This window comes from Bailinhaonella thermotolerans (assembly GCF_003594875.1).
GTDB classification, from domain to species: domain Bacteria; phylum Actinomycetota; class Actinomycetes; order Streptosporangiales; family Streptosporangiaceae; genus Bailinhaonella; species Bailinhaonella thermotolerans.
In genome coordinates, this window is record NZ_QZEY01000005.1 from 25,920 (window position 1) to 52,796 (window position 26,877).

At 72.1% G+C, this 26,877-nt stretch carries 21 protein-coding genes and 2 tRNA genes; 10 read left to right on the forward strand and 13 right to left on the reverse strand.

The window, feature by feature from the left end:
• The first annotated feature begins 166 nt into the window (after window positions 1–166).
• The 5 genes from D5H75_RS15525 (at window position 167) to D5H75_RS15545 (ending at window position 4,660) form a co-directional block, all read left to right on the forward strand.
• Window positions 167–1,360 carry an ROK family transcriptional regulator gene (locus D5H75_RS15525; RefSeq protein WP_202638192.1) on the forward strand — a complete coding sequence of 398 codons (1,194 nt, stop codon included), beginning with the start codon at window positions 167–169 and terminating at the stop codon, window positions 1,358–1,360.
• 531 nt (window positions 1,361–1,891) lie between these two features.
• Window positions 1,892–2,668, forward strand: coding sequence for a L,D-transpeptidase family protein (locus D5H75_RS15530; protein ID WP_119927188.1), 777 nt, complete (start codon window positions 1,892–1,894; stop codon window positions 2,666–2,668).
• A gap of 270 nt (window positions 2,669–2,938) precedes the next feature.
• On the forward strand, window positions 2,939–3,331 hold the full coding sequence (locus tag D5H75_RS15535; RefSeq protein ID WP_119927189.1) for a VOC family protein: 393 nt from the start codon (window positions 2,939–2,941) through the stop codon (window positions 3,329–3,331).
• Window positions 3,332–3,458: 127 nt separating this feature from the next.
• Window positions 3,459–4,139: an FHA domain-containing protein gene (locus D5H75_RS15540; RefSeq protein ID WP_119927190.1), complete on the forward strand. Its 681-nt coding sequence runs from the start codon at window positions 3,459–3,461 to the stop codon at window positions 4,137–4,139.
• A 92-nt stretch (window positions 4,140–4,231) separates the two neighbouring features.
• A complete protein-coding gene (locus D5H75_RS15545; protein ID WP_202638193.1) occupies window positions 4,232–4,660 on the forward strand; it encodes a hypothetical protein in 429 nt (142 codons plus the stop codon).
• A gap of 20 nt (window positions 4,661–4,680) precedes the next feature.
• Here the strand turns inward: D5H75_RS15545 and D5H75_RS15550 are convergent, their stop codons facing one another.
• Together D5H75_RS15550 and D5H75_RS15555 are read right to left on the reverse strand one after the other, a co-directional pair.
• Entirely contained in the window at window positions 4,681–6,033 is a 1,353-nt protein-coding gene (locus D5H75_RS15550) for a serine/threonine-protein kinase (RefSeq protein ID WP_119927191.1), read from the reverse strand.
• Window positions 6,034–6,304: 271 nt separating this feature from the next.
• A complete protein-coding gene (locus D5H75_RS15555) occupies window positions 6,305–6,535 on the reverse strand; it encodes a hypothetical protein (protein ID WP_119927192.1) in 231 nt (76 codons plus the stop codon).
• A gap of 39 nt (window positions 6,536–6,574) precedes the next feature.
• Here D5H75_RS15555 and D5H75_RS15560 point away from each other — a divergent pair, with 39 nt between their 5' ends.
• Window positions 6,575–6,859, forward strand: coding sequence for a hypothetical protein (locus tag D5H75_RS15560; protein WP_119927193.1), 285 nt, complete (start codon window positions 6,575–6,577; stop codon window positions 6,857–6,859).
• Window positions 6,860–7,540: 681 nt separating this feature from the next.
• On the opposite strand, the gene D5H75_RS15565 is transcribed toward D5H75_RS15560, so the two are convergent.
• The 4 genes from D5H75_RS15565 to D5H75_RS15580 all read right to left on the reverse strand — a co-directional run bounded on the left by D5H75_RS15565 (window position 7,541) and on the right by D5H75_RS15580 (window position 11,000).
• Window positions 7,541–7,617 (reverse strand) — tRNA-Thr (locus D5H75_RS15565).
• Window positions 7,618–7,676: 59 nt separating this feature from the next.
• Complete coding sequence (locus D5H75_RS15570; protein WP_119927194.1) at window positions 7,677–9,197, reverse strand: alpha/beta hydrolase; 1,521 nt, start codon at window positions 9,195–9,197, stop codon at window positions 7,677–7,679.
• 25 nt (window positions 9,198–9,222) lie between these two features.
• Entirely contained in the window at window positions 9,223–10,044 is an 822-nt protein-coding gene (locus D5H75_RS15575; protein ID WP_119927195.1) for a PSP1 domain-containing protein, read from the reverse strand.
• A 359-nt stretch (window positions 10,045–10,403) separates the two neighbouring features.
• Entirely contained in the window at window positions 10,404–11,000 is a 597-nt protein-coding gene (locus D5H75_RS15580) for a TetR/AcrR family transcriptional regulator (RefSeq protein WP_202638195.1), read from the reverse strand.
• A gap of 96 nt (window positions 11,001–11,096) precedes the next feature.
• On the opposite strand from D5H75_RS15580, the gene D5H75_RS15585 reads away from it, so the two are divergent.
• Window positions 11,097–11,522, forward strand: coding sequence for an SRPBCC family protein (locus D5H75_RS15585; RefSeq protein WP_119927197.1), 426 nt, complete (start codon window positions 11,097–11,099; stop codon window positions 11,520–11,522).
• Window positions 11,523–11,595: 73 nt separating this feature from the next.
• Window positions 11,596–11,817, forward strand: coding sequence for a hypothetical protein (locus D5H75_RS41565; protein ID WP_202638196.1), 222 nt, complete (start codon window positions 11,596–11,598; stop codon window positions 11,815–11,817).
• Between the two features lie 133 nt (window positions 11,818–11,950).
• Here D5H75_RS41565 and D5H75_RS15595 read toward each other — a convergent pair whose 3' ends face one another.
• From D5H75_RS15595 to topA, 4 genes are all read right to left on the reverse strand, one after another.
• Window positions 11,951–13,132, reverse strand: coding sequence for a DNA polymerase III subunit delta' (locus D5H75_RS15595; protein ID WP_119927199.1), 1,182 nt, complete (start codon window positions 13,130–13,132; stop codon window positions 11,951–11,953).
• A 443-nt stretch (window positions 13,133–13,575) separates the two neighbouring features.
• Window positions 13,576–15,627, reverse strand: coding sequence for a dTMP kinase (tmk, locus tag D5H75_RS15600; protein ID WP_119927200.1), 2,052 nt, complete (start codon window positions 15,625–15,627; stop codon window positions 13,576–13,578).
• A gap of 174 nt (window positions 15,628–15,801) precedes the next feature.
• Window positions 15,802–17,145 (reverse strand): metallophosphoesterase, encoded by a 1,344-nt coding sequence (locus D5H75_RS15605; RefSeq protein WP_119927201.1) that lies wholly within the window; start codon window positions 17,143–17,145, stop codon window positions 15,802–15,804.
• A gap of 177 nt (window positions 17,146–17,322) precedes the next feature.
• Window positions 17,323–20,034, reverse strand: a complete 2,712-nt coding sequence (gene topA / locus D5H75_RS15610) for a type I DNA topoisomerase (protein WP_242454262.1) — start codon at window positions 20,032–20,034, stop codon at window positions 17,323–17,325.
• Window positions 20,035–20,263: 229 nt separating this feature from the next.
• Between topA and D5H75_RS15615 the strand changes: the two genes are divergently transcribed.
• Entirely contained in the window at window positions 20,264–20,449 is a 186-nt protein-coding gene (locus D5H75_RS15615) for a DUF5703 family protein (protein ID WP_119927203.1), read from the forward strand.
• Between the two features lie 920 nt (window positions 20,450–21,369).
• On the opposite strand, the gene D5H75_RS15620 is transcribed toward D5H75_RS15615, so the two are convergent.
• Window positions 21,370–23,160, reverse strand: coding sequence for a chaplin family protein (locus tag D5H75_RS15620; RefSeq protein WP_119927204.1), 1,791 nt, complete (start codon window positions 23,158–23,160; stop codon window positions 21,370–21,372).
• A gap of 428 nt (window positions 23,161–23,588) precedes the next feature.
• Window positions 23,589–24,386 (reverse strand): hypothetical protein, encoded by a 798-nt coding sequence (locus D5H75_RS15625; RefSeq protein WP_147425162.1) that lies wholly within the window; start codon window positions 24,384–24,386, stop codon window positions 23,589–23,591.
• A gap of 630 nt (window positions 24,387–25,016) precedes the next feature.
• On the opposite strand from D5H75_RS15625, the gene D5H75_RS15630 reads away from it, so the two are divergent.
• A tRNA-Leu gene (locus D5H75_RS15630) sits at window positions 25,017–25,105 on the forward strand.
• Here the strand turns inward: D5H75_RS15630 and D5H75_RS15635 are convergent.
• Entirely contained in the window at window positions 25,084–26,760 is a 1,677-nt protein-coding gene (locus D5H75_RS15635) for a recombinase family protein (RefSeq protein WP_119927206.1), read from the reverse strand. The two genes, D5H75_RS15630 and D5H75_RS15635, sit on opposite strands and share 22 nt — an antisense overlap.
• Window positions 26,761–26,877: the final 117 nt, after the last annotated feature.

Genomic DNA, 26,877 nt, shown 5'->3' on the forward strand with positions numbered 1-26,877 from the left:
CTCGTCCGAGTCCGCCGGTCCGTCCTCGCCCGGCGGATGCTCAACCTTAGCGGCGGAGAATGACAAATCGCCTTCCCGTTTCCCAGCCGGCGGCACGGGCGAGATCATGGGAAAGCGGGTGCCGCCTCCGGCTTAGACTCGGAGAACGAGCAAAAGCGGGGTGATCGTGAGCGAGGACGACGACCGGCCGGAACGCGCCCGCCGCGCCCGCTGGCGCACCGCCGCGGACCTGCTGGCGGAGGTACGCCGCACGCCCGGCGTCACCCGCGCCGAGATCGCGCGGCGGCTGCGCCTGAGCAGCGGCCTGGCCACCGAGCTGTGCGCCCGGCTGCGTGAGCTGCGCCTGCTCACCGAGGAACCCGCCCCCGCGCGGGGCCGCGGCCGCCCCACCACCGTGCTCCGCGCCCACCCCGAGGGGCCCCTCGTCGCCGTGCTCGAACTGCGCCAGGAGGACTGGCGCTCGGCCGTCGCCTCCCTGGACGGCGCGGTGCGCCTGGTCGAGACGGTGCGCCACGGCCCCGGGCACGGTCCCGCCGACGTCCTCGCCGCGATGCGCTCCGGCCTGGACCGGGTACGGCGGGGCCGCGAGCGGCGGGTGCGCGCGGTGTCGCTGTCGGTGCCCGCGCCGGTCCGCGGCGGGCGGCTGGTGGAGAACTCCACGCTGCGCTGGCGGGCGGTGGACTTCGCCGACCTCGCGGCGGGAACGGGAGCGCCGCTGCTCGTGGGCAACGACGCGATCCTCGCGGGGGTCGCCGAGACGCGCACCGGCGCGGCGGTCGGCGCGGCCGTGGCGGTCCACCTCATCCTGGAGGCCGGGATCGGCGGCGCGCTCATCCTCGACGGCCGGCCGATGGAGGGCGCGCACGGCACGGCGGGCGAGTTCGGCCACATGCCGTTCGGGGACCGGTCGCTGCGCTGCCTGTGCGGGGCGCGCGGCTGCTGGGACGTGGTGGTGGACGGGAACGCGCTGGCGCGTTCCCTCGGGGATCCCACCCCCTCCGACGTCCGGACATACACCGAAACGGTCCTCGCCCGCGCGGCCTCCGGGGACGTCCGCGCGGGGCGGGCGGTGCGGGACGCGGCCGTCGCGCTGGCCTCGGGGCTCGCCGGGCTGGCCAACGCCCACGACCCCGACGTGATCACCCTCGGCGGGCTGGCCGCCCCCCTCCGCGCCGCCGCGCGGGACGCCTTCGACGCCGCGTACCTCGACGGGCTCATGTCCTTCCACCGCGCCGCCCCGCCGCCCGTCCTCGACGCCGCCCACGCCGACGACGGCTCGCTCCACGGCGCCGCCGCCGTGGGACTTGACCACATCACCACCGAATCCGCCCTCGCCACCTGGTCCGACCTCCACCCCTGAACGCGCGGTCCCGGCCCGCGGCCGGAGACCCGCGGCTTCCTGGCGTGGGGTTGAGGCGGCTTCATGGGGGCGCGATCGCCGCGAAAGGGCGGTCGGGCGGGGTGGTTTCGGGGCGGCGGTCCCGAGGTCCGGGCGGCGGTCCCGAGGTTCGGGGCTCGCGCCGGGAACGGGGAGCCCGGCGAGCCGGGGCCGCCTCCCGCCGAGGCGTGCTGCCCGTCAGGGGCGGGCGCGGACACCAGAAATTCGTCCGTCGAGCCCGGCGCCAGCCGTACGAGATGGTGGCGGTTCTCTCCGCCATGCGGCGTGTCCGCCTTTTCCGGTCGTTTCCGGGCGTTTCCGTTGCGGCGGGCTCGTGGGCGCGGGCGGCCGGCTGGGGGCGGGGAGGCCGCGGAGGGGTGGGGGGAGACGGTCTGAAAGCTCCGTGAGCTGGAACTTTCGGATGAATGTCCGAGTTTGTTGGGGGTAGCCGGGATTGGGACAGCGGTTCCGACGGGAGCCCGACCGATTCCGGGAGGGGCTTAGGGGGGCGGCATGAGGCTGCGGCTTACGGGTGCTCTGCTGGGCGGTGCGGCGATCATCGTGGCGGGGTGCGGGGCGGAACGGAAGGCGCCCGAGACCGACGCGCGGGCGGGCGCGGCCGCCGTGCCCAAGAAGGTGAAGACCGTACGGGAACCCCAGCTTCCGCACATTCCGGAACCACGCCGCTTCCCAGGCAAGCTCAACCCCGGCGACACCGGCGAGGACGTCCGTGACCTGCAGGATCGGCTCAACGCGACGGGCTACTGGAACGGGAAGCCCGACGGCCGGTTCGAGGAGCGGACCACGCAGGCGGTGTACGCGCTCCAGAAGGCGGCCGGGCTGCCCCGCGACGGCGTCGTCGGCCGCAAGACCTGGGCCGCCCTCGAACGCGGGACCGCGCCGCGCGCCAGGCTGACGAGCCCGGGCTACCACGCCGAGGTGGACCTGCGAAGACAGATCCTCGTCCTGGTGCGGGACGGGCGTGTGGAGCAGGTGCTCAACACCTCGACCGGCAGCGGCGAGTCCTACGTCTCACGCGGCATCTCCAAGGTCGCCGTAACCCCCGAAGGCGATTGGAAGGTGTACAAGCAGGTGGACGGCTGGGACAGCGGCCCCCTCGGCTCCCTCTACCGCCCGAAGTACTTCCGCGGCGGCATCGCCGTCCACGGGTACGGCTCCGTCCCGCCCCAGCCCGCCTCCCACGGCTGCGTACGCGTCAGCCTCGACGCCATGGACTGGCTCTGGAAGAGCCCCTGGCTCAAACGCGGCAGCGAGGTCCACGTCTACTGACCGCCGTCGCCGGGGCTCGGGCACGGCGGAGGCCGGCGGCCCGCCGTACCGCCTGCCCGTCGTGCGGACGCGGCTCGCCGTACGGCGGGGGCCGGGGGCCTGCCATGCGGATGCGGCTCGCTCGCCGTACGGCGGGGGCGCGGGGCCTGCCGTACGGCGGGGGCCGGGGGGCCTGCCATGGGGAGACGGGCTCGCTCGCCGTACCCGAAACCGTCGGTGCCCCCGGCTAGGCTGCCCCCTGAGTCGAGCCCCGTCCCGTGAGGTACGCCGATGCCCGAGTTCACCCCCGGCCTCAACATCGCCATGAAGATCCCCAAGGCCGACTACGCCCGCACCGTCGCCTTCTACCGCGACACCCTCGGCCTGAACGTCCGCCAGGCCGACGCGAGCGACGCGCCCACGGTCGCCGAGACCCACACCGTGGAATTCGGCCCCATGACGCTGTGGCTGGACCGCGTGGACACCTGCACCCGCGCCGAACTCTGGCTCCAGCTCCAGACCGACGACCTCCCCGCCGCCGTGGCGACCCTGGCCGCGACGGGCGTCCGCCCCTGCGACGAGGTGGAACCCCTCCCCAGCCACGGCACCCGAACGCACTGGATCAAGAATCCCGCCGGAATAGTCCATCTCCTTTCCTTCCCCCCGGATCCCACCGAGAAGTGAAAATCCTCGCGTAAACGGCGCGCCCCCCGACGACAACGGCCAAACCCTTTTCGCCATCGCCTCCCACGCCAAGGGGAATTGCTTTTCCGCGTCCGGCCGAAAGGCTGGGACCTGATAATTTCCGACGGTGGAGACCGTCATCGTGCAGCTTGAAGGCGGCAGCGCGAGCTGGGAACTGGCGCCCGGCGAGCGGCTGACGTTCGGGCGGGCGGGTGAGTGCGACGTCGTGCTGGACGAGCCCGCCGTCTCCCGCCGCGCCGGACGGCTCGTGGCGGCCGGCGACCACTGGCTGGTCACCAACCTGAGCGCCCGGGTGACGTACGTCGTGGAGAACCCCGAGGGCGGCGGCGAGTTCATCAAGATCCCGCCGGGACGGGTGGACGCGCCCGTGCCGTTCGAGTTCGGCAGGCTGCGGGTTCCCGGCACCGCGGCCTCGCTGCTCGTCTTCGCCCCCTGCCAGGCGTTCCTCGACGCCGAGATCGACAGCGCAGGCGAGCCGACCATGCTGGCCTACCCCCTGGACCACACCGCCAAGTACTTCCTCGTCCTCGTCGCCCTCTGCGAGCCGCGCCTGCGCGACCCCGCGACCGCCGTCATCCCCGGCACCCCGCAGCTCCAGGAACGCCTCAGCCGGTACGGCCTGAGCCGCAAGGCCATCGCCTTCCAGATCGAGTACCTCGCGACCCGCAAACTCCGGATCAAGGAGACCGGTGAGGGAGGCAAGGCCGACTGGCAGCGCGCCGCGCTCGTGGCGACCGCCCTCCGGTACGACCTGGTGCGAGCCGAGCACCTTGACCTGCTCACCTGAGGGGACCCTGGCAGCTTCCGGATAGTCGGGCGGGCCGCTCCCGGCGGACCATCGGATCACTCGCCGAACGCCTACGAACAAGGGAGCTCATCATGGCGAAGTCCGCTCGTTCCGTCCTCTCGGCCGCGTTCCTCCTGGCCGCCCTCGGCGCCACGGCCGCCGTCCACGCGTCCCCCGCCGCCGCGGAGTCCGCCGCCCGGAAGCCCGCCGCCGGCGCGATGTCCGCGCTCGCCGCGAAATCCGCCGCCGCCTGCCCGTCCGGGGCGGTCTGCCTGTACCGGGGCAGCACCGCGGGCAGCGGCATCCAGCGCACGTTCTGGACATACGGCGCGCACAACCTGAGCAACGTCTACGGCAACCGCCTCGTCGTCAACAACCAGCACCCCGACAAGGGCAAGCACGCCTGGGCGGACCTGTGCTGGGAGTACGGCGGCCGCGACTGCCGGGTCTGGATTCCGATGGGCGGCTCGGGGGTCTACAACTTCGACCCGATCGACTCCATCCTGCTCGGGCTCCACTAGGGCACGGCCGGCTACCGGTCTCAGGGCCGGTAGCCGGCCATGTACGCCCGCACCCTGTCCATGTACGGCCTGAGCGCGGGCGCGATCCCGCCGGCCCGCCGTACCGAACCCGCGCTCGTGCGGTAGACGGCGGCGAGCCGCAACGCGGGATCGGCCCGCACATCCAGGACCATCGGCCCGAACCTGCACATCAGCTCACCCATCTTCGGGATCGCGATCCGCGGGTCGAAGGCCGCCTTCTTCGCGTCGGCCCCGGGCGGCAGGTATCCCGCCAGGACACGCGGCGTCCAGCGCGCGACGCCGTACTCGTCCTTCGCGTCGTCCACCAGGCGCGGATCGAAGCCGCTCTCCGCCTTCAGCATCGCGGCGATCAGCGGCGGGCTGAGCCCTTCGAGCTCGCACTTGGTCCCCGCGTCGATGATCAGGTCGTGGTACGCGGCGGGGATGTCCGTCCCCTCGCGCAGCGACGGCGGCGGCGCGAAGAGGCCGGCCAGCACCGGCGTCGCCGCTCCGGCCCCCACCACCAGCCCGAGGCTGCTGTAGACCCACGACCTGGGCACCTGCCGCAGCCGGCGCCGCACCCGCCAGTGCCTCCCGGCCCCTCCGCCCGCGGCCGAGAGGGCCAGCGCCTCCGCGAACGCCGCCGCCGATTCCCAGCGGCGCTCCCGCTCCGGTTCCAGCGCCCGGACCACGACCTCGTCGACCGCGACCGGCAACCCGGGCCGCAGCCGCCGCGGCGAGACGTTCCGCTCCGCCGGCGGCTCGCCGGTGAGCAGGTGGAAGGTGATCGCGCCGAGGGCGTACACGTCGGTGCGCTCGTCGACCGAGGCCCCCGGCTGACGCTGCTCGGGAGCCATGTACCCGGGCGTCCCGCCGACCGTGAGGCCGGTGGGGTCGGTCGCGGCCTTGGCCAGGCCGAGATCGGCGACCAGCAGGACCCTGCCCCCGTCCGGGTCCGTCGCGATCAGTATGTTCGCGGGCTTCAGATCCCGATGGATCACCCCGAACCCATGCAGATCGCCCACTCCCGCGCAGATCTGCCGCATCATCCCGACGGCCTCGTCCAGGGGCACCGCCCCCCGCGCCAGCAGATCCTGCAACGTCCCCTGATCCGCCAGGGTCATCACGAGGTACGGCAGGCCGTCCGCCTCCCCGAGGTCGAAGACCCGCACGACGTGCCGAGACGAGACCTGCCGCAGAATCCGCGCCTCCTGCAGGAACCTCCTCCGGACGGCCGGCCGCCGAGCCCAGTTCTCGGCGAGCACCTTGACGGCGACCGCCACATCCAGCTCCTCGTCATGGCCCCGCCAAACCGAAGCGAAAGCCCCAGCCCCCAACAATTCACTTCTTCGATACCGAGCGTCACCCGTCACACACCGTATGTCTCGCGATTCTCAGGAAATTGTCAACACCCTTGAAGGACCCGATACCCAACGTTCTCTCATTCGCTTTGAGACCACGGGAATGACCCCGATTCATCCTGATTTCCCGGCCTCCTTGGCCCATGGCCGATGGAGAGGAACGCGCTTTCGCGGCGGTGCGCGCACGGGTGGAGTCGGGGGACCACCTCGACCGGAGGTACGGATCACCGGGCGCCGACGTCGGAGGCGGCGGAGTGTTCGAGGGCTCCCGGGACGGGCGGCTTCAACGGGTGTACTGGAGGGACTCGCCCGAGTACGACGCCGCCCGCGCCGCCGGCCTGCTCGAACCCCTGCCGCCGCCGACCCTCCCTCGCCCGACGCCGTCGAGGAATGCGAGATCCACCTGGGCCACCCTCTGCCGCCCCTGCTGCGCCGCTGCTACCTGGAACTCGGCGACGGCGGCTTCGGCCCAGGCCAGGGCCTCCAGTCCCTCCGGGCGATCCGGAAGGACCACCGAGAGCAACAGCGGGCCTGGCCCGATGCCTGGCGCCCCATGGCCCCGGCCCTGCTGCCGGTCTGCCACTGGGGATGCGGCATCACCTCGTACGTCGACCTGACCGACCCGGCCCATCCCATGTGGGCGATCGACCCGAACCCCGCCCCCCTGGAAATGCGCGAGGTCTCCCTGTTCCCCCAGCACCTCGGCCTGACGGAGTGGCTGCGCCGCTGGGCGGAGGCCACCCTCCACCAACCCTGGCTCCTCCAAGACGAGACAACGGGCCAATGGCGCGCCGCGACCGACGCCGAAACCGAAGCCGCCCTCCAGGAACCCCTCTGACCGCCCTCCGAGCCCCCTCGCCGATGCTCCCCGAGACCCCCTCGCCGACGCTCCCCGAGATCCCCCTTGCCAACGCTCCCCGAGACGCGCTTGCCGGCACGCCCTCGCCGGCGCTCCCCCGCGATCGGCCTCCCTCGACGCTCCCGCCTCAGCGCGCCTCCATCCGCCGCTCCGTCAGCGGCGGCGACGCCCGTTATTCGTGCCGGCCCCGCGGTATTCGTGCCGGCCCCGCGGTATTCGTGCCGGCCCCGCGGCCCGTCGGCCGTTCATGCGCCCGAGGCTTGCGGGGAGCGCGAGGGGCGGCAGCCCCTCGCCGGGGGCGCGGGGGCGCAGCCCCCGCCAAGCAGAGCCCGAAGCACGAACGCGCGAAGCGCTCACACGCGAAGGCCCTTGCCCTTCGCCGCGCATACCTCCAGCGCCCCGCCCTTCGCCCCGCTCACCTCCAACGCACCCACCCCCGCCGCCGCCCTTCCTTGCCCCGCCCGCGCCCCGTCGCTGACGTACGCCGCCCTCAAGGCGGGGCGAACGCCGTACGACCTTCCTCACGGGGCGAAAGCCGTACGTCGCCCCCAAGCGGACGCCGTACGTCGCCGGACCGGGGCGGACGCCGTACGGAAGCTTCGCGGGCCGAGCCCGTACGCGAAAAGGCCCCGCGTGGGATTCACGCGGGGCCTTTCTGACTGGAGCCGCCTAAGGGAATCGAACCCTTGACCTACGCATTACGAGTGCGTCGCTCTGGCCGACTGAGCTAAGGCGGCGTGCTGAACGGGTCAGCATGCGGAAGTCTACAGGGTTCGGGCGGGTACGTGTGCAGGGGTCAGGGGCAGGTGGTGTTGGGGGACGGGGCGCGGGCGGTCGTGAGGTAGGTGTCCACGGCCTTGTCCACGCAGGTGGAGCCGGATCGGTAGGCGGTGTGGCCGTCGCCGTCGTAGGTCAGGAGGACGCCGGAAGTGAGCTGGCGGGACAGGGCCTTGGCCCATTCGTACGGCGTCGCGGGGTCGCGGGTGGTGCCCACGACGAGGATGGGGGCGGCGCCGGCGGCCTTGAGGGGACGGTCGGGTTCGCCGGATTCGGCGGGCCAGTAGGCGCAGGGCAGGGAGCCCCAGGTGATGAAGGAGCCGAAGCGCGGGGCGCCGCGCAGCGCCTTCTCGGCGGCGGTGGCGAAGTCCTTCGAGGTGGTCGGGAAGGTCTCGTCCACGCAGTTGACGGCCATGTTGGCCTCGGTCTGGTTGGTGTAGCGGCCGGATGAGTCGCGGCCGATGAGGAGGTCGGCCAGGCGGATGAGCCCGGAGCCGTCGCCGCGCGCGCCCTGGGCGAGGGATTCGCGCAGGAGGGGCCAGGCGCCCTTGTCGTACAGCGCCGCGGCCACGCCCAGCGACACCCAGGACTCGGTGACCTGGCGTCTGTCGCCGGCCTGGTTGCCGAGGGGTTCGGCGTCGGCCGTACGCATGAGGTCCGCGACCTCCTTCAGGGCGTCGTCCACGGATCCCTTCAGCGGGCAGGCGGAATCCTTGAGGCAGGACTCGGCGAACGCGCGCAGGGCCACCTCGAAGCCGCGCGCCTGGGCCGCGCTCATCTCCAGCGGGGGCACCTGCGGGTCCACCGCGCCGTCGAGGACCAGGGCGCGCACCCGGGCGGGGAAGAGTTCGGCGTAGTAGGCGCCGAGGAGGGTGCCGTAGGACTTGCCGAGGTAGGTCAGGCCCTGGTCGCCGAGGGCGGCGCGGAGCACGTCCATGTCGCGGGCCGCGTCGGCCGTACTGACGTGCGGGAGCAGCTTTCCCGAGCGCGCGCGGCAGCCCTCGCCGAACTCGCGGGCGCCCTTCTCCAGCTCGGCGATCTCGGCGGCGGAGTCGGGGGTGTTGTCGAGGCCGAGGAAGTGGTCGAGGCGCTCGGCGGGCAGGCAGCGCACGGCCGTGGAGCCGCCGACGCCGCGCGGGTCGAACCCGACGATGTCGAAGGCGCGCAGGAGCGCCGGGCTGACGATGGAGGAGGCGGAGCGGGCGTACTCCACCCCGGAACCGCCAGGACCGCCCGGGTTGACCAGGAGAGAGCCGATTCGCCCGGAGCCCTGGGCGGGGAGGCGGATGACCGAGATCTCGATGCGGTCGCCGCCGGGGTTGTCGTAGTCGAGGGGTACGGCCAGCTTGGCGCACTCGAAACCGTCGCCGCAGTCGGACCAGTCGAGGCTCTGGGAGTAGAACGGCGCGAGGCCGGGCGCGGGCGCCCTGGTGGTGTCGGGCGTGCTCGGGCTCGACCGGTCGAGCGCGGTGCAGGCGGTGAGGGCGATCAGCAGGATCGCCGGCAGGACACGGCGCGTCCGGGTGCGGAACTCGGCCATCTCCCCTTCATACACCGCCCGGGCGTCATTCGGAGGTATACATCGCGTCATGCTGCCGTCGCGGAGAGCACACGGACGCGGACGGGCACGCGCAGCGAGCCCCGGACTCCTCCAATCGCACGGTCACGGTGTCGGACGGGACGTTGCGGCCCACCACGCGCCCGACTCCTGACGGGGTCTCCACCGTCTCGCCGATCTCGGGCATCTCCTTGTGGGCCTTGGTGTAGAGCGGGTGCTCGTACTTCAGGCAGCACATCAGCCGGCCGCACGCCCCCGCGATGCGCAGCGGGTTGACCGGGAGATCCTGGTCCTTGGCCATGCGCACGGAGACCGGCTCGAACTCCTTGAGGAACGTCGCGCAGCACAGGTCGCGCCCGCACGGCCCGATGCCGCCCTGGAGCCGGGCCTCGTCGCGCGGGCCGATCTGCCGCAGCTCGACACGGGCGCGCAGGTTGCGGGCCAGATCGCGGACCAGCGCGCGGAAGTCGACGCGGTGCGGAGCGGAGAAATAGACGGTGAAAACGTTGTCCTGATCCAGATAGTCGACGGCGATGACCTTCATGGGCAGTTCGTGGCGGCGGATCAGCCGCTTGGACACGCTCCGCGCCTCGGCCCGCCGCCGCCGGTTGCCCTCATCGCGCCCGAGATGCTCCTCGGTCGCGATCCCGGCGCACACGGGCAGCCCTTCGATGTCCTCCGACACCCATTGCGGGGCCCACACGCACTCCGCCACCTCTGGCCCTGAGTCGGTCGGGACCAGCACCTTGTCCCCGACCTTGGGACTGTGCTCACCGGGATCGAGGTAATAGAGACGCCCGTAACGGGTGAAGCTGACCGCCATGACCATGCCCACACGCCCACCCTACGTCACGCCTCCACCAAGCCCCCGCCGCCCATCCACAGCCTGTGGATAACTTCGGGCGAAGTCGAGCCGGGGACGCCGCGGGGTGATCCCCCACAGGTGCGCCGGCGATGCCTCCGATCACCACGATCGAGAGTAGACCTCGCGTCCCGCGTCCCCTCCGACGCGGCACTCTCAAGCCCGAACGGCCAGCGACCGATGGGCCGACACGTCCGCAGTCCGACACGCCGCCGTCCGGCGCCGGCCCGGCCCCGGTGCAGTCCGACACATCGCCGCCCCGGGGCGATCCGGGAAGGCGCCGCCCGGCGCGGCTCGGCCCGGCACGGCGGCCCGGCACGGCCCGGTCAGCCGGCGCCGGGCGTCTCACCGCCGCTCAGCACCCGGTTGACCGCGTCACGGACGACGGGGCCAAGCGACCCCGGGTCGTCGAGGTCGCTCCCGACGACGATTCCGTCACGGATCATCATGAGCAGGACGGCCGTACGGCCCGGTGCGGGGTCTCCGGCACCGGCGCACAGCTCCTGGAAGAGGCCGCGGTTCCAGTCCCGGTAGGCGGCGATCGTCCGGCGCACCGGATGGGCCGGATCGGGGTACTCGGCCGCGGCGTTGGTGAACGGGCACCCGCGGAAGCCCGCGGCCGCTCCGTTGGCGGCCAGCGCGTCGAAGATCGCCAGCAGCGCCTCGCGCGGCCCGCCCGAGGCCGCCCGCACCGCTTCGAGGGCCCCGCGCTGCCGCTCGAACTCCCGCTCCAGGTATGCGCGGACCAGCTCGTCCTTCGCCGGGAAGTGGTGGTAAAAGGTCGCCTTCGCGACGGCGGCCTCGGCGATGATCCGGTCGATGCCGACCGCGTGGACCCCCTCGGCGTAGAAGAGAGCCGCGGCGGTGTCGAGGATGCGGCGACGGGCCGGGCTTTCGGGACGCTCCGAGGTCTTCGCGATCACCCCTTGACGGTACCAGACAGATCTGTCTACCGTTGCACACATCGAGCAGACAGACCTGTCTACTCGCCTCACTTCCCTCGCAGAATGGACGAGCGAATGGCATCGGTCATCCGAGAGATCGACATCGACGCCTCCCCCGAGACGGTCTGGGAGGCGATCAGCGACTTCGTCGGCGGCCCGCTGCGCATGGGGCCGGGCGCGTTCACCGACAGCCGCCTGGTCGAGCCCGGCGTCCGGGCCCTCACCTTCCCCGACGGAACCGTGGTCAGGGAACGGCTCATCGCCCGCGACGACGAGGCCAGGCGTGTCGTCTGGGGCTGGATCTCCGACGACGTCGTCCACGACAACACCTCGATGCAGGTCTTCGCGGACGGCCCGGGGCGCAGTCGCCTCGTGTGGATCCACGACACCCTGCCGGACGAGCTGTCCGGCTGGCTCGCCACGGCGATGGACCGCCTCATCCCGCTCCTGCGGCGCTCCCTCGCGTCCCGGGACGAGGGGACCGTCGCCGGGCCCGCCTGAGACCGGTTCGCGGCGCGTGCGCGCTGCCTCGGGTCGCCGCGCCTGCCGTTCTCGTCCGCGATCCCCGTACGCGGTGCCGTACGACGCGGTGCCGTACGACGCGGTGCCGTACGACGCGGTGCCGTACGACGCGGTGCCGTACGACGCGGTGCCGCACGACGCGGTGCCGCACGACGCGGTGCCGCACGACGCGGTGCCGCACGACGCGGTGCCGCACGACGAGGTTCAGAGCGGGTCGTTCGCCAGGGCTGTTCACCACGTCCGCGACAGCGTGCCGTTCCAGGTCCCCGCGTGACGCCGTGCTTCCAGGTCCCGCGCGACGCGGTGCCGTTCAGCGGGGTCGCAGGAGCGCGGAGCCGTACGACCAGTCGCTCACCGCCCCCGGCCAGGCCCTGGAGGGCGCTCTCGGCCAGCCCCTTGAGGACGGGTCAGGGGCGGCGGGCGCCGAGGGCGAGGGCCATGGCCTCGACGGCGAGCTGCGGGTTCACGTTCGCGGTCAGGCGCTCGCGGCACTCGCTGATCGCGTCGATGCGGCGCAGCGTCTGCTCGGGCGTGGACTCGCGGGCGAGGGCGTCGAGGTCGCCGCGGCGGTCCTCGTTGGCGAGCTCGACGGGAGCGCCGAGCTGGACCGCGAGCACGTCGCGGTAGAAAGCCATGAGGTCGAGGAGCGCCAGGTCGAGGGAGTCGCGCTTGATGCGGGTCGCGCGCGACTTCTGGCGGTCCTCCAGCTCCTTCATCGCGCCGGCGCCGCCCCGCACGAGCCCCTTGCCCAGGCCCTTGCCCGACGAGCCGTCGCCGTAGATCTGGCGCAGCTCGGCGGTCTCCTTCTCGTCCAGTTCGCCGGTCGCGGCGGCGGCCTCGGCCTCGGCCGCCTTGACCAGGCGTTCGGCGGCCGCGATGCAGGTCGCGGGCCCGGTGAGCGAACGCGGCAGGGAGAGCACGGCGTCGCGCCGCGCGCGGGCCTCCTCGTCCAGCGCCAGCCGCCGGGCTCGCCCGATATGCCCCTGGGCGGCGCGCGCGGCGAACGCGGCGGTCGCCGGATCGATGCCGTCCCGTCTGACCAGCACCTCCGCGACGGCGGCGCTCGACGGCGCGGCGAGCGTCACGACCCGGCACCGGGACCGGATGGTGATCACCATGTCGTCGGGCGACGGCGAGCACAACAGCCACACCGTCCGCGGCGGAGGCTCCTCGATGGCCTTGAGCAGCGCGTTCGCCGCCTGTTCGGTGGCCCGGTCGGCGTCCTCGAACAGCACGATCCGCCAGCGCCCCTGCGTCGGCGCGCCCGACGCCCTGAGCACCAGCTCGCGCGTCTGCTTCACGCTGTAGGACAGTCCCTCGGGGCGTACGGACTCCACGTCCGGGTGCGATCCCGCGTCCACCTGGTGACAGGACGCGCAGTGCCCGCACCCGCCGTCGGGACACAGCAACGCCGCCGCGAACGCCCGCGCCGCCATCGACCGCCCGGATCCCGGCGGTCCCGTGAACAGCCAGGCGTGCGTCATCCCCATGCCGCGCCCGCCCGCGAGCGCCTGCGCCCCGGCCGCCGCCGCGTCCCGCAGCACGGAAACGACCCGCTCCTGCCCCACCAGGTCGTCGAACACGCTCACGACTCCGAAGCCTAGCCGTCCCCGCGACCCGTCAAGCCCGTTATCCACAGCCTCGCCGTTATCCACAGAACCGCGTTCGGCTTCCCGCGGGGCTCCGCCCATAAATGAAACTCACGGCCATGGACACCTTCGCTTCCTTCCCCCACGGCCCCATGCCGTACGGCTCGCGCGGCGCTCCGACGCATGTGGCGATGCCGTACGGCGCGCGCCCCGCACCCACGGCCGCGCCGCGCCGGATTCCCCCGCGCGTGCCCGGCATCCCGCCGTACGGCTCGCGCGGCGCGCCCCCGCACGATTCGCGCGGCGACCCGGCACCTGACGCGATGCCGTACGGCGCGCGCGGCGCTCCGACGCATGTGGCGATGCCGTACGGCTCGCACGGCGCTCTCCCGGGCGCGGCGAGAGGTGCCCGGGCGGCGCTGAGACGCCTCGCCGGGAGCGGATCAGTCGCGGATGGCGGGCATGGTGTGGGTGATGTCCTCGGCGCCGGGAGCCACCGGGTCAGGGAGGATCTCGCGGACGCGGTCCTGGATCTGCCGGGCGATCACGTCCATGTCCTGCGTGGCGTCCACGACGAGGTAGCGGTCGGGGTCGGCCGCGGCGATCGCGCGGAACTCCCGGCGCACCCGCTCGTGGAAATCCTGGGGCTCGGACTCGATCCGGTCCGCCGGGCTGGCGAACCGGCCGCGCCCGACCTCCGGCGGCAGGTCGCACAGCACCGTCAGATCCGGGACCAGCCCGCCGGTCGCCCAGGCGTTCACCCGGGCCACGTCACGCATCTCCAGGACCCGCCCCGCCCCCTGATACGCGAGGGAGGAGTCGACGTAGCGGTCGGAGACCACCATCGCGCCCCGCCGCAGCGCCGGCAGGATCACGTTGTCCACGTGCTCGGCGCGGTCCGCGGCGTACAGCAGGGCCTCGGAGCGCGGCGAGAGCCCCTGGTGGGAGCTGTCCAGCAGGATCGCCCGCAGCCGCATGCCCACCTTCGTGGCGCCCGGCTCGCGCGTGGTGACCACGTCGTAGCCCTGGTCGCGCAGCCAGATCCCGAGCAGCCGCGACTGGGTGGTCTTGCCCGAGCCGTCCACGCCCTCGAAGACGATGAACAGCCCGCGCGTCTGGTCCTCGGTCTCGGTGACGTACTGCTCGCCGCGCACGGCCGCGAGCAGGTCCGCGAGCAGCGGCACGCCCCTGCGGTCGTCCATCTGGCGAAACGCGAGGGACCCGACGACCACGGCCACCAGCGCGGCGACGAGCAGCACGGCGTTGGTGCCGTCGAAGGTGTAGACGCTCTCGCTGCCGACCTGGAGCTCGTGCTTGCCGACGAGCGCCGCCAGCACCGGCGCGACCGAGACCACGAGGAGGAGCGTGACCCGCACGAGCGACTGGAGGAACGCGAACGTCCGTCCGCGGATCTCGTCCCTGACCTCCATGCCGAGCATGGTGTAGCCCGTGATCCACGCGGCCCCGGCGCACAGCCCCAGCGCCACGGTCAGGAAGACCACGATCACCAGGTTGTGGATGAGCGCGACCAGCGCCAGCGCGAGGCCGGCCGCCACGATCGCCAGCCCGAACATCCGCCGCCGCGACAGCTCCCGCAGCATCCGGGGACCGAAGAACATGCCCAGCGCCATGCCGAGGAAGACCGCGCCGAACACCACGCCGACCGCCGCCTCGCCTCCTTCCAGCGCCTTGACGTACAGCGTGGCCACGCCGATGACCGCCCCGCCGGCCGCGAACGCCCCGACCATGCCGATGACCAGCCCGCGCACCAGCGGCGTCGCCCCGACGAACCGCCATCCCTCGAAGATCTGCTTGAGCACCGACGGCGTCGAGACGCGCCCGCCGCCGCGCGGGATGCCGCGGGTGGTGAAGATGATGACCGAGGAGGCGAGGAACGCCAGGGCGTTGATGTAGAGCGCGAGATACGCCTCGTTCTCGAAGACCGGCAGCACGTCCGACAGCGGCCCGCTGATCAGCGACAGCACGGCGAACAACGCGCCGGCCACCGGCGCCGAGCCGTACGTCACGAGCAGGCCGAACTGGTTCGCCTCGGCGAGCTTGTCCCTGGGCACCAGGTTGGGGACCGTGGCCTCCTTCGCCGGCACCCAGAACAGGTTCACGCACTCGACGAGGAACGTCGCGATCAGCAACCACTGGAGGCTGCCCACCAGCGGGATCGAGAACACCAGCGCGAACCTCAGCAGGTCCCCGACGACCATGGTCATCCGCCGGTCGAACCGGTCGGCGACGGCCCCGGCCACCGGGCCCAGGATGATCGCCGGCAGCATCTTGACCGCGAGCACACCGCCCACGGCCAGGCCCATCGCCGTGTAGCTGCTCCGCGCGGTGATGCCGACCGCGAGCGCCTGGAGCGCCAGGAAGTTCAGCCAGTCCCCGAGGCTGCACAGGGACATGGAAACCCACAGCCGCCTGAACGACGGAAAGCTCAGGACGTGCGGCTGCTTGCGGCGTGTGGCCCGGCCCGATGCGGTCATGCTGTCAGCGTATCCAGTACATTCGCGGGTTTACGCAGGTCTGAGGCAGGAGAGGCGGCGTCTGCGGGCGGATCCGAGGGTCCGCTCGTGGCCCAGAGCGTATACGGGAAGACGCCCCTCCGCAGGCAAGGTCGGACTAAAGGGAAAAATCACAATTCGGCGGCGCCAGGCTATTTACCGCTTCGACCGCAATTCCACGAGGCTGATGTCCGGCGGGGCCCCCACGCGCACCGGCGGCCCCCAGAAACCCGCCCCGTTGGTGACGTAGACCTGGGTCCCGTCCACCTCGCCCAGCCCGCTCACCACGGGCTGCTGCACCGGCACCACCAGGTTGAAGGGCACCATCTGGCCGCCGTGGGTGTGCCCGGAGAGCTGGAGATCCACCCCGTGCCGCGCCGCCTCGCGTGCCTGCACCGGCTGGTGGGCCAGGAGCACGACCGCCCGCTCGGAGTCCCGGCCGCCCAGCGTCTTGCCGAAGTCCGGCCCCCGCCCGAAACCCGTCCCGGTCACGTCGTCCACGCCCGCCAGATCCAGTACGGCTCCCGCGTGCGCGATCTCCACGCGCTCGTTCCGCAGCGGCTTCAGGCCGAGGCGGCGCACCTCCTCCACCCACTCGTCCGCACCGGAGAAGTACTCATGGTTCCCCGTCACGAAGAACGACCCGTACCTCGACTCCAGGTCGCGCAACGGCCTGGCCGCGGCGCCCAGCTCCCGCACCGAGCCGTCCACCAGGTCGCCGACGACGGCGACGACGTCGGCCTCCAGCTCGTTGATCTTCCGGACGATCCGCTCGGTGTGGGCCCGCCCGAGCAGCGGCCCGAGGTGGATGTCGCTCACGACCGCGATCCGCAGCCCCGACATGCGCGGGTCGAGCCGTGCCAGCGTCACGGGCACCCGCTTGATCAGCGGGTCTCCCAGCGCCGTCCGCATCCCGAACCCGACGGTCCCCACGGCGGCCACCCCCGCGACCGCGGCCACCGTCCGCGTCACGAACATCCGCCGGTCCATCCCGGCCTCGGGGTGGTCCGGCGCGCTCAGGGAGACCCCGGCGCCGTCCTCGCCCTTCCCCGGCTGCTGAGGGTCGGTGGCCACACCGGCGGGCACCGCCTCGGCACCCGCCGCGTCCCCGGCGACCGCCGAGGCCGTCACCAGGTCCCGCGCCGCGACCTCGCTCGCCGGCTCCCCCGCCTTCCCCGCAGCGTCCCCGCCGCGGCGCGCCAGCCGTACGGCTATCGCCCGGGGGATCTCCAGGACCAGCAGGATCACGAACAGGTAGAACATCATCGCCAGCCAGAGGTACCCCGGCCAGGCGACCCAGCGGGAGGCCTCGGGACCGATCGCCCGCGCGAGGAACTGCGTGATCGGGATCAGGGACCCGAGCAGCACCAGCGCCACCGTGGCCACGCGCCGCCCACGACCGGGCCTGAGGGTGTCGCGCACCAGCCGCCGCCACAGGTAATAGTGCACGCCGAAGGTGACCAGCGCGATCATGACCACGAATCCCACGGCCCGCCCCATCTTTCCCTGATGTCCGAGAGGTGCCCGGACATGCTACGGCGGCGAGCCGAATGCGCGCGGAACGCTCTCAGCGCGCTCTCAGCCGCCCGCGCGGCCCGGAGACGCCGAAAGGCCCGCCCACGTCGCGCGCACGGCGGCGGCGACGCGAACGGGCCCCGGCCGAGCCCAGACCGGATCTCAGGACTTGGTGCTCGACTTGGCCTTGCTCTTGGTGGTCTTGGCCGCGGTCTTCGTCGTGCTCTTGGTCGTGCTCTTGCTCGACGTCTTCGCGGCGGCCTTCTTCTTCGGCGCGGGGGCCTTCTCACGCCGTTCGGCCAGCAGCTCCGCCGCCCGGGCGAGGGTGATGTCCTCCACCGTGTCCCCCTTGCGCAGGGACGCGTTGGTCTCCCCGTCCGTGACGTACGGGCCGAACCTCCCCTCCTTGACCACGATGGGCTTCTTGGAGTTCGGGTCCTCGCCCAGCTCCCGCAGCGGCGGCGCCGCGGCCCGGCCGCGACCGCGCTGCTTGGGCTGCGCGAACAGCTCCTTGGCCTGCTCCAGCGTCACCGTGAGCAGGTCCTCCTCCGCCGCCAGCGACCGCGAGTCCGTGCCCTTCTTGATGTACGGGCCGAACTTGCCGTTCTGCGCGGTGACCTCCTCGCCGTCGAGCCGGCCGAGCACGCGCGGCAGCGAGAGTAGCGGGAGCGCCTGCTCCAGCGTGATCGTGTCCAGCGACATCGACTTGAACAGCGACGCGGTCCGCGGCTTGGCGTCCTTCGGCGCGTCCTCCGGGAGCACCTCCGTGACGTACGGCCCGTAGCGGCCGCTCTTGGCCACGATCTCGCGGCCGGTCACCGGGTCGTTGCCCAGCACCCGGTCGCCGCTCGGCGCGGAGAACAGCTCCTCGGCCTTCTCCGCCGTCAGCTCGTCGGGCGCCATGCCGTCGGGGATGTTCACCCGCTGCGGGTCGTCGCCCCGCTGGAGGTACGGCCCGTAGCGCCCGACCCGGGCGACGATGTCCGTGCCCCGGATCGGGATCGAGCTGATCTCCCGCGCGTCGATCTCGCCCAGGTCGGTGACCAGGTACTTCAGTCCCGTGTCGCCGTTGCCGTCGGCCGCGGCGTCGTCGCCGAAGTAGAACCTCTTCAGCCAGGGCACCCGCTCGGCCTCGCCGCGGGCGATCGAGTCGAGGCAGTCCTCCATGCGGGCGGTGAACTCATAGTCCACCAGGTGCCCGAAGTGCTTCTCCAGCAGGTTGACCACGGCGAACGCCAGGAAGCTCGGCACCAGCGCGGTGCCCTTCTTGAAGACGTATCCGCGGTCGAGGATCGTCCCGATGATCGAGGCGTAGGTGGACGGGCGGCCGATCTCCCGCTCCTCCAGCTCCTTGATCAGGGATGCCTCGGTGTAGCGCGCCGGCGGCCGGGTCGAGTGCCCCTCGGGGTTCATCTCGGTCGCGGTCAGCCGGTCGCCCTCGGCCAGCGCCGGGAGACGCCGCTCCTGGTCGTCGCGGTCCGTGGACGGGTCGTCCGCGCCCTCGACGTACGCCTTGAGGAACCCGTGGAACGTGATCACGCGCCCGGACGCGCCGAACTCGGCCCGCTCGCCCGAGGTGGACGTGCCCTGGATCCGGACCGACACGGACTCGCCGACGGCGTCCTTCATCTGCGACGCCACCGTGCGCTGCCAGATCAGCTCGTACAGCCGGAACTGGTCCCCGCTCAGCCCCGTCTCGCCCGGGGTGCGGAACTCCTCCCCGGACGGCCGGATCGCCTCGTGCGCCTCCTGCGCGTTCTTGACCTTGCTCTGGTACACCCGCGGCTTGTCGGGCACGTACGCCGAGCCGTACAGCTTGACGGCCTGCGAGCGCGCCGCGGCGATGGCGGTCTCCGACAGCGTGATGCTGTCGGTACGCATGTAGGTGATGAAGCCGTTCTCGTACAGCCGCTGCGCGATCTGCATCGTGTACTTCGAGGAGAAGCCCAGCTTGCGGCTGGCCTCCTGCTGAAGCGTCGTCGTGCGGAACGGCGCGTAGGGGCTGCGCTTGTACGGCTTGCGCTCGACGCTCGTGACCTCGAACGGCCGGTTCTCCAGCCTGGTCGCGAGGCTTCGGGCGGCGGGCTCGTCGAGGTGGAGCGTGTCGGCGTTCTTGAGCGTTCCAGTGGTCGCGAAGTCGCGGCCCTGGGCCACGCGGCGGCCGTCCACGCTGATCAGGCCGGCGGTGAACACCCGCGGGTCCTCGTCGCGGCCGGTGTCCAGCAGCGCCGAGATGTCCCAGTAGTGCGCGGCCGTGAACGCCAGGCGCTCGCGTTCGCGCTCCACCACCAGCCGGGTCGCCACGCTCTGCACGCGGCCGGCGGACAGCCGCGGCTTGACCTTCTTCCACAGGACCGGGGAGACCTCGTAGCCGTACAGCCGGTCCAGGATGCGGCGCGTCTCCTGGGCGTCCACGAGCTTGAGGTTCAGGTCGCGCGGGTTGCGCACGGCCTCCTGGATCGCCTTGGGCGTGATCTCGTGGAAGACCATCCGGCGCACCGGGATCTTGGGCTTGAGCTCCTCGCGCAGATGCCAGGCGATCGCCTCGCCCTCGCGGTCCTCGTCTGTCGCGAGGTAGAGCTCGTCGGCGTCCTTCAGAAGCTCCTTGAGCTTCTTGACCTGGGCCTTCTTGTCCGCGTTGACGATGTAGAGAGGCTCGAACTCGTGATCGACGTTCACACCCAGCCGCGCCCACGGCATCTTCTTGTACCGCTCAGGGATGTCGTCGGCCTTCTCAGGCAGGTCGCGGATGTGGCCGATGCTCGACTCCACGACGTACCCACGGCCGAGATACCCGGCGATCGTCTTCGCCTTGGACGGCGACTCCACGATCACCAGGCGGGTTCCACCGCCGTTGCCGTTCTTGGCTGGCACGCTGCTTCCTACCTCGCTGTTCGCTGTCATGTCCGGCTGCCCCGGTCCCCCTGCGACCTTCCCCCGCGCCGCTTGCCCGTTCGCGGTTCAGGTGAACGTCACAAGCCTGACGGTAACCCCTTCTGGCGGTTCGGGCGGCCTCCCCCTGAGCTACCCAACCCGCGGCCCGGCGTACCAGGCCCTGTATCGGGCCTTTCGAGTGCGTCCGTGAGGACGCAGAATAGAGCCAATGCTGGAGTACTCCTACCTAGTGCTCTATCTGCCTCGGGGCACGTCGCGTGACACCGCCAGGCGGATTCTCACCGAGCACGCCGAATACGGAGACTGGGAACTCGACCGCCTGCGACTGTATCCCGACGGCAGCCGCCGAGTGCAGCTCCGCCGGAGAATCATCCGCGCCAGGCGCACGTTCTGAGCCTCTCGGGGCCGTCCGTTCCATGGCGTATGCCCTGGTCTGGGGGCTTGGAGTTTCAGGCGTTTCCGCCCCGGATACGGCTTCGCCCGCCCCGGTCCTCGTCCCCGGAGCGGGCAAAGCGGCGTTCTCTGTGCTGCTTTGTTTCCTGTGCGGTGTCACATGGTGTTAGGCCAAGTCGCCGCGCTTCGGCCGCATTGTGTTGTTGATCACGTACGGCTTACGCGCCGGCCGACTTTCGGAAGGCGTACGGCTTACGCCTTCCCGCGTTTTACGCGCGCTGTTCCGCCTCGGCCCGGAACCCGTCGAGGGTGTCCGGCGAGCCGGGGGCGGAAAGATCGGGGGTCGTGACGGCCGGTCCGGGAACCCGTCTTCCCGGTCCTTCCGTCGTCCCAACGCTCCGTGTCGCCACGAAAGTCCCGATCTTCCCCGCGATCCCTCGGCGGCCTTCCCGCCGGGCGGTGCGCCGGGGAGCCCGTCCTCCCCGGCGTCGTTCCCTGCGGATTGAGGGCCGCCGTCACGTCGTCGCCGGTCCACCGGTCCGGGGCGAGATGTCCCGTCCCGGGTCCGCTCCGGCGCCGGATCCCGTCCTCCGGCGCGGGGCTCGCCCGGCCGTGCCGCTCGCGATCGCCGTGCCCGCCGTTCCGGGAGCCCGTCCTCCCAGACCCGGTCACGTGCTCTCGGCCGCGTCACGACCGTCCGTTCCCTCACTTGGCGATGGTGGACCGTGCCTTCGGCGTACAGGGTCCGCGATCCTCCGGCCTACCGGATCCCGACCGTCCGGGCCGAGTACGGCCGGCGCTCGGTTCGGCCTGGTGCCGCCCGCCTCCGTTCGCCTGCGGAAGGCGGTGGCGGCCCGGACCGACGGGGACCGGGGGCGGCGGCCGCGCGGGCCGCCGGGTCGCCCCCGGTCACGTCTGTGGCTACTTGACCCGGCGCAGGGCGCGGCGCGCGAAGGCCGAGACGGCGGCGCTGGCCGCGAACAGTCCACCCAGCAGCAGGGCCGCCAGGGAGGCGTTGTTCATCCCGGTCAGGCCGGGCTGCTCGGCGCTCATCAGGCCGGCCTTCCCGAGGGGCAGGCCGTCGGCGGCCGGCAGGCCCACGTCGGCGATGCCGCTGCCGGGCAGGCCGTCCGTCGACGGCAGGCCACCGGTGGGCAGGTCGTCCGTGGGTAGGCCCTCCGTAGGCAGGCCGTCGACGGGCAGCTTGTCCGCGGACAGCTTGCCCGCGGAGGGCAGGCCGTCGCCGACCGGCACGCCCTGGAGCGCGTTCTTCACCGGGACGAGCGCGGGCATGTCGGTGGCCGCGTGCCGGACGTGACCGGGCACCGCCGCCTTGCCCTTGCCCTTACCGCCGGGGAGCACGCCCTTGCCCTTGCCCTTCCCCAGGCCCTTGCCCTTGCCCGAGCCCTTGCCGCCGAGCCCCTTGGCCTGGTCGCCGCCGGGCAGCCCGCCGGCGATCCCGCCGACGTCGGGCAGCAGGGGCAGCTCGGGCAGGCCGAACGTGTCCGTCGGGTCGCCCACGGCGGGCACCGGGGGAAGCTGCGCCGAGCGGTAGTACTTCGCCGCCTCGCGCTCGGCGAGCCCGCCGCCGGTCTGGCCGCTCGCGATCCCCGCGGCCTTGCCGCCGGTGAGTCCGCCCACCTTGCCGCTGGTGAGGCCACCGGCCTTGCTGCCCAGGTCGCCGGGCGCCAGCGGCAGCGACGGCAGCAGGCCGCCCCCGTCCGCCTTGGCCGTCTTGTTGCGCGGGACGGTGAAGGGGTTGCGGCCCTTGCCGGCCTGCCCGGTGTTGTCCGCGCCGCCGACGCAGCCCGCCGCCGCGTCGCCCAGGACCGCCACCGCGTTCCCGCAGACGTTGATCGGCGCGGTCACCCCGCTGACCACCTGGTTCCCGCCGACCACAGAGGACCGCCCGTCGGTGACGAACCCGAACACGTGCCCGTTCTGGTGCCGCCGCTGGGCGTACGGCCGGGCCGAGTGGTTGCCCTTGCCGCCGCCGTTGTCCACGGTCGCGCCGCCCTTGCAGCCCGCGACGGCCTGCCCGAACACGGCTGCGGCGTTCCCGCAGACGTTGACGGGCGCGGCGATCGGTGCGAAGACCTGGTTGCCTCCGCCCACCGACGACTGGCCGGAGGTGTGGCCGGCGCCGCGCCCGCCGCCGTTGTCCACGCTCGCGCCGCCCTTGCACCCCGCGACCGCCTGGCCGAAGATCGCCACGGCGTTGCCGCAGACGTTGATCGGCGCGGAGATCGGCGCGGTCACCTGGTTCCCGCCGAGCACGCTGCTCTTGCCCGAGGTCGTCCCGCGCCCGCCGACGCCGCCGTTGTTCCTGACGGTCGCGCCGCCCTTGCAGCCGGCGTCCGCGTTCCCGAACAGCGACACCGCGTTGCCGCAGGCGTTGATCGGGGCGCTGATCGGCGCGGTGATCTGGTTGCCGCCACCGACGCTGCTGCGCCCGGAGGTGGATCCGGTGCCCCCGCGCCTGCCGTTGTCCACCGAGGCCCCGCCCACGGACCCGGCGCGCGACCGCCCGAACCCGGCGACGCTGTTGCCGCTGATGTCGATCGGCGCCGACACGGGCAGGTTGACCTGGTTCCCGCCGCCGACCGAGCTCTGCCCGTCGGTGTCGGCGTGCGCGGTCGCTCCGGCGACGCCGCCGCCCATCACGACGACGCTGGCGGCCAGAAACGCAGAGCCCTTCGCCCACGTTCGCATTGTCTATTGCTCCTTGTTTTCGGGGGGGATACCTGACTTTGAATTCCTGTGAACGCCCGTCGCTCCCGCTCCGCCGCTCCCCGGCACCGGAAACGCGCCGCCCCGCCGTACGGCGGAAACGTGTTTCGGGTACGGCTGACGCCGGCGCGACGGGGAGAACCCGTGGCTGCGACGTCCTCAGGGAATCGCGGACCACCGTGAATTCCGCAGGGCCTTCCAATGCGGGCCGCTGTTCGCACCGGATCGTTTCCGGGCCGAGGATCAGCCCGCTTACCGGATCGGATGCGGCGCGCCGCTTCCGGCGGCGACTACCGGTGGTGGCGCTGGAGCGAACTCGATGCGCGCGGCGGCCCGCGTACGGCGTCTGGAAGAGTCACGGCCGCCGGGCGGCTCACGACCTGGGGGACGGCCGGGAGCCCGCGAGGGCGCTAATCAGGGGAGAACGACGGCTCGTCCGCGGCTGTGCGGACCGCCGGTGGGAGGTGCGACGCCAGCGGGGCGCGCACCGTCATCTGCCGCGCGGGGTCGAACATCCGCGCGACGTCCCCGGCGACAGGAAGGTGCTGGCTCGCGCCGCCGAACGACTGGGGCACGAATCCATGCAGGTCCGGGGACTGACCCGCGTCCCTCGGGAACGGCCGGGGGTCGGCGTCGCCGGTCGTCTGACCGTTGATCCCGCGCCCCGCCATCGCCTCCGCGAGAGAGGACGGAGACCTCCCGCCGATCTGGGCCGGGGAGGTGTCCGTCGTGGCCCGCCGGTCGGCACGTGCGCCCACCGACGTGATCATGGAGTCCCAGGCGCTCTCATCGCCGCCTCGCGGCGACCGGAGCTCCTGCGACATGCGCTCGGAGCCGGCGACGAAGGCCCCGAGGACCTCCGCCGGCCATGCGGCCCGGACCACCGGCTCGACGGCACGGGGGTCCGCGGCGGGCCGCCGCGTCACGGGAGCGGCGGCGAGCATCCGCTCGACAGGCCGGGCGACTCGCGCCACGACCCGCCGCGCGTCGGGCGCGACAGCGCACGCCCGGCCGCATCGTGCCGCGGGCTCCTCCCTCTCGGGGGAGACCGCCGCGGGCACGGATGTCTCACGGGGCACGGACCGGGCGACCTCCTCGGCCTGCCCGATGGCCTCCGCCACCGCCCCGGCGACCGGCTCCACCGGCGCGACATCGCCATGGGCCGCCGCCCCGCCGAGCAACCACCCGGCGAGCAGCATCCCACCCACGACGAAGACCCGCCTGGCCCAATCCCGGCAAGTCGCGGCCACTTCGGCCTCGACCTTGAGGGACGGCAAGCCGACCAAAGGACCCAGGGCCCCCCGATCCAACTCTTGCCGTCCCACAAGGCCTCCCTATACCAACGAACCACCCAGCCGCCGGAAACCGACGGCCAAGAACTCCGAACGCCAAATCAAGGTAGCACTCGCCCCCGACAACACCACCCCTTTCCAAAAACCTCTCCCAACTTCCTTAACCCCTTCACCAACAATCCCCCAACCCCACCTCCCAAACCTCCACCTTTCCCAGCAAACCCATCCCATATTCCAATAATTCATCCCCCAGACCCGCCCAATTCCCATACAACTCAAGAAACAGCCCTCAGATACCGCCAACATCCCTAAACCACCCGAAACACGAAGAGACCGCCCCGCACCCCAGCCCTCCATCCCCAGCACGCCCACCACCCCCAGGACTCGGGCGACCCCCCGCGCCCCCGCCCCCAGCCTGCGCCCCCACCACCCGCGCCCCCGCCGGCCACAACCCCCGCGGCCCTCCCGCCCGCGTGTATGCCTCACCCCCAAAGGTTTGCTAACCTAGGTCAGCCGACGCGAACAGGAGTCGCGTGCAGGCACCACGTCCGGGTGGCGGAATAGGCAGACGCGCTAGCTTGAGGTGCTAGTGCCCTTTGCGGGGCATGGGGGTTCAAGTCCCCCCTCGGACACCAACCGAATCCCAATGGGATGTTCGTGAGGGTGCGGGATCGAGGGTGACCTCGGCCCGCACCTTCTTGGTTTCCGGGTCGAACTCGGCCCGCAGGCCGAGCCCGCGGTAGAGGTCGCTCTTCTTCTCCGGTTCGGCGTCGGTCAGCACCGCCACCATGTCTCCCAACCTCCTGATCATGTGGGCGATCTGCTCTCGGGTGTTCGTGGTCTGGCCGCCGATCTGGTCGAGCTTGGCCAGGGCGGCATGGCGTTCAGCCTGGGTCTGCTTGATCCACTCGGTCACGACGAGCGGATCCGCTCCGGCGTCGAGCGCGTCCTTGTAGCGCTGGAGCTTGCGATCACACTCGGCCACCTGACGGCGGGCCTCGTCATCGCGCCCGCGTTCGCGCCTGCCTTCCCCTGCGGCGGCCGCGAGGGCCTCGATGGTGTGCTCGATGCGGGTGGGCGCGAACACCTCGGCCAGCCAACGGTCCAGGTGGGGCAGTACGGCGTCCTCGCGCAGGCAGACGTTGCGGGGGTGGTCCAGCTTGTTGGCGATCGCGTACTCCTGTGGGAAGCGGCATCGGTAGTAGGGAGCCTTGTTGGTCCAGTGCCCCTCCATGCGCCGATGGCAGACGCCGCAGTACATGCAGCCGCGCAGGACGTAGTCGTGCCGGGCCCGGTGGGGCTTGTGCGGGGCGGCGGCTCGCGCACGGCCGGCCATAAGCCCTTGGGCGCGCTGGAACGTGTCCATGGGGATGATCGGCTCGTGAGCCGGCCGCTCGGACCAGATCCAGGTGTCCTTGTGGTTCCAGCGCATCTTGGCGGTGTGGCCCAGGGCGACGTCCTGGACGTCGAGCAGCACCTCGTCGGTGCGCTGCTTGTTCCAGACCTGATAGCCGGTGTACCTGGGATTGAGCAGGATGGCCCGGATCGCGAACTTGGACCAGGCGATGCCGTTGCGGTGCCGGTTGCGGGCGGGATCGTAGGCCGAGGGCGACGAGATGCCCTCCTTCGTCAGGCCCTCGGCGATGGCACCGATCCCGTAGCCCGCGATGTACTCCCGGAAGATCCGCCGCACGACTTCGGCAGGCTCCGGATCGATGACCAGGCCGTGCAGCCGCTTTCCGTCGGCCGCCTTGGCCGGGTTGGGGTGAGGTCCGAGATCAGCGAGGCGGTAGCCGTACGGGGGTCGGCCGCCGAGGAAACGCCCCTCGATCTGCGCCTGCGCGGACATGGCCGTCCGGACCCGCATCTTGATGCGGTTGCGCTCGCCTTTACTGATACCACCGAACATGGACATGATCAGCTCGTGCGCTTCGTTGGCCGGATCGATGGGCCCGCCGACCTCGGGCACCCAAAGCGGCACCTTGTAGTGCTCGAACAGCGGAATGGTCAGCCCAAACTGGTTGCCGTAGAAGGCCCGCTGCGGCTCGCCCACCACAACGGCGTCGAAGCCCCGCCCCGCGTCGCCTAGGGAGGCCAGCAGGCGGCTGGCCTCCGGGCGGCGCTGGGGCGGGATGGAGCGGGACTCATCGATGTCGAAGTACTCCGCGACGATCCGGCCTCCCTGGGGCTCCACAAGGGCTTTGGCGCGCCGGAGCTGCCACGCCCGGGAGGCTTCAGGTTCCTGCCGGTCCTCGGTCGAGCACCGCCCCCAGAAGGCCAGATCGATCACGTTCGTCTCCTACCTCTCCTAGTCGTGTTCGGCTTTGATCCCTTGCCGCCTCTCGTAGGCGGCGAGGAGGATGCGCAACAGCGCCCGGGCGGCAACCGGAGGAAGCCGCGACGGCAG

What these genes read in the sequence shown, in the direction of transcription:
- D5H75_RS15530 (WP_119927188.1), top strand. Translation starts at nt 1,892, where the DNA reads ATGAGGCTGCGGCTTACGGGTGCTCTGCTGGGCGGTGCGGCGATCATC.
- D5H75_RS15535 (WP_119927189.1), top strand. Translation starts at nt 2,939, where the DNA reads ATGCCCGAGTTCACCCCCGGCCTCAACATCGCCATGAAGATCCCCAAG.
- D5H75_RS15545 (WP_202638193.1), top strand. Translation starts at nt 4,232, where the DNA reads ATGGCGAAGTCCGCTCGTTCCGTCCTCTCGGCCGCGTTCCTCCTGGCC.
- D5H75_RS15560 (WP_119927193.1), top strand. Translation starts at nt 6,575, where the DNA reads ATGGCCCCGGCCCTGCTGCCGGTCTGCCACTGGGGATGCGGCATCACC.
- D5H75_RS15570 (WP_119927194.1), bottom strand. Translation starts at nt 9,197, where the DNA reads ATGGCCGAGTTCCGCACCCGGACGCGCCGTGTCCTGCCGGCGATCCTG.
- D5H75_RS15575 (WP_119927195.1), bottom strand. Translation starts at nt 10,044, where the DNA reads ATGGTCATGGCGGTCAGCTTCACCCGTTACGGGCGTCTCTATTACCTC.
- D5H75_RS15585 (WP_119927197.1), top strand. Translation starts at nt 11,097, where the DNA reads ATGGCATCGGTCATCCGAGAGATCGACATCGACGCCTCCCCCGAGACG.
- tmk (WP_119927200.1), bottom strand. Translation starts at nt 15,627, where the DNA reads ATGACCGCATCGGGCCGGGCCACACGCCGCAAGCAGCCGCACGTCCTG.
- D5H75_RS15605 (WP_119927201.1), bottom strand. Translation starts at nt 17,145, where the DNA reads ATGGGGCGGGCCGTGGGATTCGTGGTCATGATCGCGCTGGTCACCTTC.
- D5H75_RS15615 (WP_119927203.1), top strand. Translation starts at nt 20,264, where the DNA reads ATGCTGGAGTACTCCTACCTAGTGCTCTATCTGCCTCGGGGCACGTCG.
- D5H75_RS15620 (WP_119927204.1), bottom strand. Translation starts at nt 23,160, where the DNA reads ATGCGAACGTGGGCGAAGGGCTCTGCGTTTCTGGCCGCCAGCGTCGTC.